The organism is Desulfobacter sp. UBA2225 (assembly GCF_002348205.1).
Taxonomy (GTDB): Bacteria; Desulfobacterota; Desulfobacteria; order Desulfobacterales; family Desulfobacteraceae; genus Desulfobacter; species Desulfobacter postgatei.
Map to the genome: position 1 here is coordinate 1 of NZ_DDYV01000008.1, position 10,746 is coordinate 10,746.

The following is a 10,746-nucleotide window of genomic DNA, read 5'->3' on the forward strand; positions in this document are numbered from 1 at the left end:
GGTTTCCGGTGCCACAGGGCGACGGGCTTTTAGAAAAATATCAACCAGCATGGCCGTGGTCAGGCAGACCGCCAAAAGGATGGCAATACCTAAAACCGTTTTTTTCACCTCATGGAAATTTCCGGGTTTTTTTTTCTTATCAGGTTGCTTTGTTCCGGTCTTTCTGGTTGCGCTCGGTTTTTTCTTTGGTTTAGGACTTGGTTTTTGGGCGGCTTTTTTTAGGGCAGGCACCTTAGTCGTTTTGCTCTGGTTTTTTTTTGTACCGCCCGTGGAGTTAGTTGGTGCCATTTATTTTACTGAACACACCATAGCTGATGAGAATATCAAGGGCACGTTTTATCTGGAGATCTTTGCTGAGCTTTTCGATTTCAGCATCTTTTTGGGATTTTTTCTTGTTTTTAGTCTCGTCCTCTTCGGGTTTAAGACTGTTTTTTAAATCTTTTTCCTTGAGCAACAGCTCAAAGTCAGAATTATCTTTTGGGACTTCCTCAACCGTTCCCGGCTCCAGAGGGATGTCAGGCTCGATGCCCTTGGCCTGGATGGAATGCCCGCTGGGGGTGTAGTACCGGGCAATGGTATATTTAAGCCCGAATCCTTCATCTAGTGGCTGCACGGTTTGCACCGACCCTTTGCCAAAGGATGTTGTGCCTAAAATAAGGGACCGGGAGTTGTCTTTAAGGGCGCCTGCCACAATTTCTGACGCTGACGCAGACCCACCGTTGATCAGGGTCACAATGGGGTAGTTACGTTCCGGAAAATTGGGATTGGCCTTGAACACCTGGTTGTTTTTTTCAATGCGTCCCTTAATGGACACGATAGTCCCCTCGTTTATAAACAGATCAGAAATTCGAATGGCCTGGTCCAGAAGCCCTCCCGGATTATCCCGAAGGTCAATGATCAGACCTTTAAGGCCGTTTCCCTGTTTTTCCAAGTCTGACAATTGTTCTATCACATCATCCAGGGTGTTCATTCTGAAATTGGTGATTCTTAAATATCCGAACCCCGGTGCCGGCATGGCCGAGCGCACGCTGGTCATGGGGATCAGATCCCGCTTGACCGTAAAGACCAGCGGGGCTGACGCCCCCTCCCGGATGATGGTGATTTTAACTTCCTCATACCGTGGTCCTCTCATTTTGTTCACCGCTTCCCACATGGCCATGTCCTTGGTGGATGCATCATCAATTTTGACGATGATGTCCCCGGCGGTGATACCCGCCTCGTAGGCAGGGGTGCCTTCAATGGGGGAGACTACGGTGAGAATGCCGTCCTTCATGGTAATAACAATCCCGATACCGGAAAACTCCCCTTTGGTATCATCCTGAAGTTCATCAAAGGCATCCGGGGGCATGAAGCTGGAATGGGGATCAAGATTGCCCACCATACCCTTTATGGCATTGTGTACGAGCTCTTCGGGTTTGACCTCATCCACATAATTATTTTCAAGTTCTTCCAGGACGTCCGCAAACAGTTTCAGGGATTGATAGGTTTTTTCGTCCGCCGCATGCACTGAACCTGCAGTCAGCATAAGGATCACAGCCGCAGTCAGCCAGAACCCCATCAACCCGGCCCAACTCATTTTTTTCATCTGTCATGCTCCTTTTTTCAGCCATTTGAGGGGATCGACGGGTTTGCCGTGGTGACGGACCTCAAAGTGAAGGCACGGCCCTTTCATAGAGCCGGTATCTCCTGCCGTGCCGATGATTTCTCCAGTGTTCACCCGTTCGCCCTTTTTCTTGTACAACTCTTCCACATGGGCGTAAAGGGTATCATAATTGTTTCCATGGTTGATGATCATCAGGTTGCCGTACCCCTTAAGCCACTGGGCAAAGATGACCTCTCCGTTGAAAACGTTTTTTACGGGTGCACCCCGTTCCGCCTTTATATCAATTCCGCTTTGAAATGTGAAGGCGTTGTAATCGCCTTTGCGTTTGGTGCCGAAATTTGAAATGATTTCACCCTTTACCGGAGTCAGCAGTTGGCCTTTCTGTCGGTCAAAGGATTTTTTTACACCAGAGGCGCCGGCCGGGGGCGTGATGGCGGATATGGTCTGCTCCAGAGCCCGGGCCGATGCGTCAAGGGAATCCATGGCTGCCAGGGATAGGCTCTTTCGCCGTCTTATCTCTGTAAGGATTTTTTCCTTTTTAAGGGTTTCTTTTTTGCGCAGTTCAATCTCATTGTCCAATTGTTCCTGCAGGTCTGATTTCAGCTTCTGTTGAATATTCAGATTCTGTTCAAGTTCGCTAAGTTCCTTCATGTTCCGGGCCTGTTTATCCAGTAGGGTAAAATCCGATGTCACCACTTTTTTAAGCGCGTTCTGGGTGGTGACAAAATTAAACAAAGACGACGGGGGACCCGCCATTTCAAGGCGGCCCATCATGTGCATGCGGAAAAGGGCATTCAGGCGTTTTCCTGCATAGTCCCGTGTGGCCTCCATTGATTTGTTCAGCTCTGCAATGCGTGCCTGTGTCCTTTCAATTTCCTGGGCAATGGCAAGGGCATTAAGCCTGAGCTCCCGGGCGGTTAGCCGTGCCCGGTTCAGGGCCATCTCAATTTCGTTAAGTCCGTCAAGAATCCGCATCTCCTGCTGAGAGAATTCCTTGACTTTCCGCTTCTCTTGCCGAATCTGCCTTGCAATGACCTCCTGTCCGGCTTGATCTGCCCCGGCGGTCTTTGGGGGGGCAGGTGTTTTCTTTATGAGCGTGGCCGTGGTGTTTGCCGGGGGCGGAGAAGGTCGATTCGGAGGCGCTGGTTTCTGTTTTTGCTTTGAACGCGAAGAGACCGGTTTTAAAAGAATATAGCGGCTCATGTTTCTGATATATCCTTTCAGGCCCTGGTATTCCACCGTCAGCCAGCCGCCGACGCCATCTTTTATTTCCACAACATCAACCCGTTCGCCTTTATTGAGAACCACCACCACTGAAGCGCGGTTGTCCGGTGCGGCGCGGACGTTGAGCTTGGCCGCATTGATTTTTCCCTTATACAGGACTTGTGCGTAACATGGATTTGCCAGGCTAAAAACGACGGCAATAGCCATAATTCCGGCAAAAAAGAAAGGCCCTATTTTAAAATTTGTTTCAGGGAGATGAAACATCCGAACCAACCTAAAAATGTACTGGAAAATAAAACTATTGCCATAGCCTGCCAGGAAAGAAAATGAATATCCAGATAAACATAGGCGCTCAGGTTCTGGGATATGCCGGAAGACAGTGTCAGGTAGCCTGATAGAAGAATGAGTATACCCAACACCCCGCCTAAAAATCCCTGGAGAAGCCCTTCAACATAAAAAGGTGTTTTGATGAACCCGTCAGTGGCGCCCACCAGACGCATGATTTCTATTTCAGTCTGTCTTGCATAAAAGGCCAGACGCACGGTATTGGCCGTAATGAATAGGGCGATCATTAAAAACAGACCGCTCATGGCATACCCGGTCATTTTGAAAAGATTGAACAGCTTGAAGAAGCGGCCCAGCCATCCCTGTCCATACTCTACGGTATCCACCATCTCTAACGCCTTAATCCGGTCGGCTCTCTTTTGAATCTGGTCAAAGTTTGAATGGTCGGTCATGGTGATTTCAAGGGCGTCGGGGAGGGGGTTCTCCTGAAGGGTTGACAGAAAACTGGTTTTGGCGCCCATCTCTTTTTTCAGCCGTTCCAGGGCTTGGGTTTTGGGTATAAATACTATTTCCTCGATGCCGCCTATGGATACAAGCTGTTCTTTTACATTGGGCAGCATGGCAGGCGTGAAAGCATCACTTAAGTAAATCATGGCCCGTCCGCCCTGATTCCAGGCAGAAAGAACCCGTCCGGCGTTTTCAAAAAAAAGCATGAAAACCGATACCAGAAGGATGGAAAGGGCGATGGTCATGATGGTGATGATGTTTAAAAATCGGTTGGACCTGATATCCGTCAAGGCTTTACTTAGAAATCGCATCATATCGCAATTAATCTTTTTCAGTTTTTCAGCATAGAATGGTTGATATCCCTTTAAGCTTCCCGTCTTCCAGGGCGATATTTCGTCCTTTACTAAAGCAGTCCATCTGCTTTATATGATGGCTGGCCATGAGAATGGTGGCCCCCTTTTGATGATACCCTAAAAGTAAATCAAGCACACGCTGGGCAGATTCACTGTCCAGACTGCCCGTAGGTTCATCCGCAAGGATAATGGAAGGTCCTCCCACTACCGCCCTTGCCACGGCCACCCGCTGCTGTTCTCCGCCCGATAGGGTCGGCGGCAGGTGATTGGCCTTTTTCTCCATGCCCGTGATCCTCAGTACATGCATCACCTTTTTTTTTATGTAGGACGGTTTTTCTCCGGCAACCTTGAGCACCAGGGCGACATTTTCAAAAACCGTGCGGCTGGGGATCAGCTTAAAGTCCTGGAACACCATGCCGAAACGACGGCGTAAAAAAGGCAGTTTTGCCGATGAAATCCGTGCCAGGTTCATGCCGTCAATCAGAATCTGTCCTTCGGATACCCGTTCGGCCAGGTATAAAACTCTGAGCAAGGTGGATTTGCCCGCCCCGGAAGGCCCGGAAATAAAAATAAACTCGCCGGGCTCAATATCAAAGGTGATGTTGTTTAAAGCTAACTTGCCGCCATAGCGCTTGGTTACGTTAAACAGCCTGATAATATTAGCTTTGCCGCTACTGGCCCTCATATAAGATTTGCCTTGTGGTCTTTTAGGGATAATTGACTGAGATTGAATTTACTGATATAAACCGCCTGTGTCAAGGAGTGCTGCAAACAGTTTTTCTTACACAAAGCCTTCACTGAACCCGTAAATCGGCTTCTTCCAAATCAGTGAAGGCTTTAAACTTTGACGCCTTGGTTGTTTTGCTGCAAACTTACATTTGCTTTGCTTTTCAGGAAGAGGAAAGGAAAAAACCATAGGAATATATAGATGATTCTTTTTGATTCCCATTGCCATATTGACGATAAATGCTACGATAATGATCTGGCCCAGGTCATGGACAGATCCCGCCAAAACGGGGTGAAGGCTGTGCTGGTGGTCGGGATTGACAGGGCCACCTCGAAAAAGGCCATAGATATCGCATCCAGGTTCGATCATGTTTACACCTCTGTGGGGGTTCATCCGCATGATGCGGTTCAATGTTCCGCCCAGGTACTCAATGAACTTCGACAATTTGCTCTGACCCATGACTGTGTCAAGGCCTGGGGAGAAACCGGGCTGGATTTCAACCGCATGTTTTCACCCCAGGAAGACCAGGAAGCCTGTTTTTCTGCCCAGCTTGCCCTGGCCGGCAAGCTGGACCTGCCGCTGATTTTCCATGAACGGGATTCCAAGGGGCGGTTTTATGAGATATTGAAATCAGACGGGCCCAAGTCAAGAAAAGGGGTGGTTCACTGTTTTTCCGGTACAAAAGAAGAGATGTTTAAATATCTTGACCTTGGGTATTATATCGGCATTACAGGTATTCTCACCATTCTTAAGCGTGGTGAGTACCTGCGCAGCATTGTCCCTTTGATTCCGCGGGATCGGTTGCTTATAGAGACTGATGCCCCTTATCTGACGCCCACACCCCAGAAAAACAAACACCGGCGCAACGAACCTGCTTTTGTCCGGTCCGTGATGGAATGCCTTGCCCAGGTGCGCGGAGAAGACCCGGATCAGTTGGCCTCTGCCGTGTTTAAAAACACCCTGGATCTTTATAATATTCCGGTGGACCCGGCCTGGCCGGATAAATAGAGCCTGCTCACAATTTTGTACTTTTCAGGAAAAAGCAAAATGCGTGAACAAGGTCCGCGTATAATAAAATGCAAACAGTTTGTCACAAAATTGAAATATCATGATCTGTTCACATAAATCCTTAATGATTGACTTTGTTCAGGTTAAGTGCTAATGACCTGATTTGGTGAATTTTATGCTAATGCCATGAACAAAACGAGGAGCTTGAATCATGATTGGTGGTGTAGGAATGCCGGAGTTGATAATCATTCTGGTAATTATCCTTATTATATTCGGTGCGGGTAAGTTGCCTGAAATCGGTGCCGGTTTAGGAAAAGGTATTAAAAATTTCAAAAAAGCAACAAAAGAGCCCATTGATGACGACAAGGAAAAGGAGCCTGAAAAAATAGATAAAAATTAGTGGTGATTGTTATTCGCTTCTTTCAGCGTTCCACAGCCAAGCACGCCATGTGTCTGGCGGCTTACTCATGCCTTTTCAAAGATTCGACATCATATACTCTCCTGTTGGTTTTTAAGATCTTATTTGGCGGTAGTTACAAAAAAGTAATATACCGCCTTTTAAAATAGACATTACTGTAACAAAGTTTGTCGTTTTCGTTTGTTTTCGGGGCTTAACTGCGTGTGCGTGTTGTAACCTGTTGAAAATAAAAGATTGGCACATCCATTGCAATCTATTGCAATGAGTTGCAAGCAGTAATGAGAAGCGTTTTATGGTATTGGTCGGACGTATGAGATGGTTTGCCGAAAAGACGGACATATATTAAAAGGTCAAAATTAAAGATATTGAACAGACATGGACAGTCCTGAAACCAAATTATTAATTGAGCAGAAACAAGAGCTGATAGATCAGTACCTCCAGGGGCAAGAACCCAACTTTCTGGAAAAGATGACCACGCGTCTTGATGAATACTTTTATCGGGTGTTTGAAAAGAGTATTGCCGCCAGGAAAATGGTTATTTCGGGCAGTCCTTTTGCCATTATTGCCTTGGGTGGATACGGAAGGAAAGAACAGTGTATTCACTCAGATATTGACCTGCTCATTCTTTTTGATAAAGTCATTCCGCCGGAGGTGGAAGCCTTTGTTCAAGAGCTTTTATATCCCTTATGGGACGCCAGGTTTGAAGTCGGGTATGCAGTTCGGAACATCAATGAATGTATTAAAATGTCCTTTGAGCGTTTTGATATCCTGACCACAGTGCTTGATGCCAGGTTTATCTGTGGCGCTTCCCTGATCTATTCCGCATTCATGGAAGATTTCAGGCAGCAGTTATCCGCAAAGCACTTGAAGCCCACGCTCAATTATTTGTACGAAAACGGAGAAAAGCGTCTGGAGGATTTTGGGGACTCTTCGTATCTGGTTTCTCCGGATTTAAAATCCGGATTTGGCGGTCTTCGGGATTACCACACACTGCTGTGGTATGCCAAAATAAAATCCAATATCAAAATCCGCCGGGATCTTGAGTATTACGGGTTTCTTTCCCATTTTGAATACGAGAGCCTGGAAGAAGCGTTAACCTATATCTGGGATGTGCGTAATCGCCTGCATCATATCAGTCATCGCAAAAACGATACCCTGCATTTTGAGAACCAGGCAGAAGTGGCCGGTTTGATGGATTATACGGATATGTCCGGCTTACCCCAGGTGGAGGTTTTCCTGGGTGAACTGCATGAGAAAATGGATTTTTTAAAGCAGATTTACAGGATCACATTTGAAGATATCGTATCCACCTGCCGGGTTAAAAAGGAAACTGTCGGCCCACGCCCCACCAAGACTGAGGGCCTGGTTGTAAAAAAACGTCGGCTTTACTTTGCCAATACCGTTACAATTATCCAGCACCCTGATTTACTGCTCCGCATTTTTCTTGAAAGTGGTCAGACCCGGATTCCCCTCTCCATTGAGGCCAGGCGGGTTGCATCGGAATTCCGTCACCTTGTGGATCATGATGTTCGCACGGATCCCGAATGTGTCAAAATTTTCAAGCGGATTCTGGGGATGTCCCTGTGGAAATTCAATGTGCTTAATGTCATGCTTTCCACCGGCATCCTGGCGCAGTTTATTCCGGAATTCTCGCCGCTCGTGCACAAAATTCAGTACAACCAGTACCATTTGTTTCCTGTCGACAAGCACTCCATCCGCTGCGTACAGATCCTTAACAACTTTAAGGATCCCGGCGACACGATGATGGGAACCCTTTATAACTCGGTGTTCAAGGAGATAAGAAATAAAAATGTATTGCTTGTGGCAGGCCTTCTTCATGACATCGGGAAAGCCGACCCTGCCAAGGAGCACTCTCGCAGGGGCGCCGAAATAGCCGGACCTGTTGTTGACCGTCTCGGATTCAGCCCTTCGGAAAAAGAAGACATTCTTTTCCTTATTAGAAACCATCTGTTTTTGGCAAAAACCGCCACCCGCCGGGATATTTTTGACGAGGAAACAGCCGTTTACACAGCGCATAAGATTGGAAAAATCCGGTTGTTGCGCATGCTTTTTTTGCTCACTGTAGCAGATTCCAAGGCCACCGGACCTAAGGCCTGGAACGACTGGACGGAAAATCTGCTTAAAGATCTGTTTTTTAAAAGCATGAGTATCATCAAAACAGGGGAATTGGCCTCTAAGAAAACCCAACGTCTTATTGAAAAAAAGAAAAAAGAGGTCCTGGCCCTGTTGCGGGAAAGCTGGCGGGAAGAAGAGGTTACCAGTCAGTTATCCAACATGTCCCGGCGCTACCTGCTTTATGTGCCGCCCCAGAATATTGTGGATCATATCAATCTATTCAGAAACCTGGGAGACCGCGAGTATATCTGGCAGATCACAAAGGAAAATGAGTCAGATATGAGAACCGTCTCGATTTGCGGCAGGGACAAGCCCGGGTTTTACTCCAAGCTTTCCGGGGTTTTTTTTCAGAATAACATTGATATTGTCGGCTCCCAGGCCTATTCTCTGGGTGACAGTCATTTTCTGGATATCTTTAATGTGCGTCCTCCCCAGGACCGTCTCTTTGAAAAGGAAAAATGGGAAAAGGCCGGGCAGGATTTAAGCATGGCCCTTGAAGACGATCACTACCTGGACAATGTGCTTGAGAAAATCCCCACTGTAGTGACCATATCCAGCGGTCGCCCTCCTGAACCCAGTCAGGTTCGGATAGACAATGAGACATCCAGCTTTTTTACAATTATTGAAGTTTTAACCTATGATTTCCCTGGACTTTTGTTTGCCGTCACCAATACTTTGTACCGGTCCGGCATCAACGTTAATGCCGCCATGGTGGCCACGAAGGTGGATCAGGTGATTGACGTTTTTTACGTCCGAAATATTGAAGGGGATCAAAAAATAGAATCCGAAGATAAATTAGAGCAAATCAAAACAGCTATTATTAACCGTCTTCCACAGATACAGTCAAAGGAGGTCATAAATGAAAAAAATTGAGGCAATTATTAAACCCTTTAAGCTGGATGATGTTAAAGAGGCTTTGAGCGAGATAGGCATCTACGGCATGACCGTTACGGAAGTTAATGGATACGGCCGGCAAAAAGGGCACAAGGAAATCTACCGTGGCGCGGAATATGTTGTTGATTTCGTTCCGAAAATAAAACTTGAAATTGTTGTGACCGACGACCGACTTGACGAAACCGTGGAAACTATCCGGTCTGCTACCAATAGCGGTAAAATCGGTGACGGTAAGATTTTTGTGCTGCCGGTTGAAGAAGCCATTCGAGTCAGAACCGGTGAACGCGGAGATGATGCAATTTAATGGTTAAGGTGCTTTTGCGCCCCATTATTTCAAACCCAAAAACACGGGTAACCCCCACAATAACTTTATATAGATAGAAAGGTAAAAAAATGACACCAAAAGATGTATTGGCAATGGCTAAAGAAAACAATGTTAAAGTCGTTGATATCCGCTACATGGACTTCATCGGCACCTGGCAACACTTTAGTGTGCCTCTGTCAGAACTGACAGAGGCTTCCTTTGAAGATGGATTTGGTTTTGACGGTTCTTCCATGAGAGCATGGCAGAGCATTGATAACTCCGATATGAACGTAATCCCTGAAGCAGGTACGGCAAAAATTGATCCGTTTTTTGAAGTTCCGACCCTGGTTGTTATCGGCAACATTCATGATCCCATCACCGGCGAATCCTACTCCAGAGATCCCCGCGGTATTGCCAAAAGAACTGAAGCCTACTTCAAGAGCACCGGCATCGGCGACACCATCTTTGTAGGCCCTGAGCCCGAGTTCTTTATCTTCTCCAACATCCGTTACTCTTCTGAGCCCCATGCTTCCTTTTTTGAAATTGATTCCCGGGAAGCATACTGGAACACCGGTGACGGTTCCGAGCCTAACCTTGGCTACAAAATCAGACCCAAGCACGGCTACTTCCCCCTGCCGCCCATGGACACCTATCAGGATATTAGAACTGAAATGATGCTGACCCTGCAGGATCTGGGCATTGACATGGAATGCCAGCATCACGAAGTTGCTACCGCCGGACAGTCTGAGATTGACCTTCGGTTTGACTCCCTGCTGAATATGGGTGACAAGCTTGCCTGGTTCAAATATGTACTGAAGAATGTGGCTGCAAAACACGGACATTGCGTGACCTTTATGCCCAAACCCCTTTTCGGTGACAACGGTACCGGCATGCATACCCACATGAGTTTCTGGAAAGGTGGAGAGCCCACCTTTGCAGGCAACAAATATGCCGGTCTGTCCGATAACGCCCTGTGGTCCATCGGCGGCATCATGAAGCATTGCAAAGCCCTGTGCGCTATTACCAACCCCACAACCAACTCCTACAAACGTCTGGTGCCCGGTTTTGAAGCACCCATCAAAATGGCTTACTCCAGCCGGAACCGTTCTGCCGCTATTCGTCTGCCCATGTACTCCGGATCACCCAAGGCAAAACGTCTTGAGTTCCGTACTCCCGACCCCAGCGCCAACGGTTACATGGCCTTCTCCGCCATCGCCATGGCCATGATTGACGGCATCCAGAACAAAATTGATCCGGGGGATCCCATGGATAAAAACATCTATGATC

General features: G+C 47.2%; 9 protein-coding genes. 5 read left to right on the plus strand and 4 right to left on the minus strand.

The annotated features are described in order from the left end of the window. Positions 1 to 274: 274 nt before the first annotated feature. From B3D59_RS00300 to B3D59_RS00315, 4 genes are read right to left on the minus strand one after another with little or no spacing between them, the layout of a single operon-like run. Positions 275 to 1,585: a S41 family peptidase gene (locus tag B3D59_RS00300; RefSeq protein ID WP_286817092.1), complete on the minus strand. Its 1,311-nt coding sequence runs from the start codon at positions 1,583 to 1,585 to the stop codon at positions 275 to 277. Positions 1,586 to 1,588: 3 nt separating this feature from the next. Next, a complete protein-coding gene (locus B3D59_RS00305; protein ID WP_286817093.1) occupies positions 1,589 to 3,091 on the minus strand; it encodes a peptidoglycan DD-metalloendopeptidase family protein in 1,503 nt (500 codons plus the stop codon). Then, on the minus strand, positions 3,058 to 3,933 hold the full coding sequence (gene ftsX, locus B3D59_RS00310; protein ID WP_286817094.1) for a permease-like cell division protein FtsX: 876 nt from the start codon (positions 3,931 to 3,933) through the stop codon (positions 3,058 to 3,060). The genes B3D59_RS00305 and ftsX overlap by 34 nt, the downstream gene beginning before the upstream one ends. 25 nt (positions 3,934 to 3,958) lie before the next feature. Next, entirely contained in the window at positions 3,959 to 4,657 is a 699-nt protein-coding gene (locus B3D59_RS00315; RefSeq protein ID WP_286817095.1) for a cell division ATP-binding protein FtsE, read from the minus strand. Between the two features lie 243 nt (positions 4,658 to 4,900). On the opposite strand from B3D59_RS00315, the gene B3D59_RS00320 reads away from it, so the two are divergent. The 5 genes from B3D59_RS00320 to glnA all read left to right on the plus strand — a co-directional run. Then, positions 4,901 to 5,707, plus strand: a complete 807-nt coding sequence (locus B3D59_RS00320; RefSeq protein ID WP_286817096.1) for a TatD family hydrolase — start codon at positions 4,901 to 4,903, stop codon at positions 5,705 to 5,707. 211 nt (positions 5,708 to 5,918) lie between these two features. Then, positions 5,919 to 6,107: a twin-arginine translocase TatA/TatE family subunit gene (gene tatA / locus B3D59_RS00325; RefSeq protein ID WP_277004694.1), complete on the plus strand. Its 189-nt coding sequence runs from the start codon at positions 5,919 to 5,921 to the stop codon at positions 6,105 to 6,107. A gap of 393 nt (positions 6,108 to 6,500) precedes the next feature. After that, complete coding sequence (gene glnD / locus B3D59_RS00330; protein WP_286817097.1) at positions 6,501 to 9,134, plus strand: [protein-PII] uridylyltransferase; 2,634 nt, start codon at positions 6,501 to 6,503, stop codon at positions 9,132 to 9,134. Continuing rightward, complete coding sequence (locus tag B3D59_RS00335; RefSeq protein WP_286817098.1) at positions 9,121 to 9,459, plus strand: P-II family nitrogen regulator; 339 nt, start codon at positions 9,121 to 9,123, stop codon at positions 9,457 to 9,459. The genes glnD and B3D59_RS00335 overlap by 14 nt, the downstream gene beginning before the upstream one ends. 89 nt (positions 9,460 to 9,548) lie before the next feature. Beyond that, a partial coding sequence (gene glnA, locus B3D59_RS00340) for a type I glutamate--ammonia ligase (protein ID WP_286817099.1) occupies positions 9,549 to 10,746 on the plus strand: 1,198 nt, incomplete at its 3' end.

Excerpts from the sequence above, each read along its gene's own strand:
- B3D59_RS00320 (WP_286817096.1), top strand. The coding sequence starts at position 4,901 with ATGATTCTTTTTGATTCCCATTGCCATATTGACGATAAATGCTACGAT.
- B3D59_RS00300 (WP_286817092.1), bottom strand. The coding sequence starts at position 1,585 with ATGAAAAAAATGAGTTGGGCCGGGTTGATGGGGTTCTGGCTGACTGCG.
- B3D59_RS00305 (WP_286817093.1), bottom strand. The coding sequence starts at position 3,091 with ATGTTTCATCTCCCTGAAACAAATTTTAAAATAGGGCCTTTCTTTTTT.
- tatA (WP_277004694.1), top strand. The coding sequence starts at position 5,919 with ATGATTGGTGGTGTAGGAATGCCGGAGTTGATAATCATTCTGGTAATT.
- B3D59_RS00335 (WP_286817098.1), top strand. The coding sequence starts at position 9,121 with ATGAAAAAAATTGAGGCAATTATTAAACCCTTTAAGCTGGATGATGTT.
- B3D59_RS00315 (WP_286817095.1), bottom strand. The coding sequence starts at position 4,657 with ATGAGGGCCAGTAGCGGCAAAGCTAATATTATCAGGCTGTTTAACGTA.
- ftsX (WP_286817094.1), bottom strand. The coding sequence starts at position 3,933 with ATGATGCGATTTCTAAGTAAAGCCTTGACGGATATCAGGTCCAACCGA.
- glnD (WP_286817097.1), top strand. The coding sequence starts at position 6,501 with ATGGACAGTCCTGAAACCAAATTATTAATTGAGCAGAAACAAGAGCTG.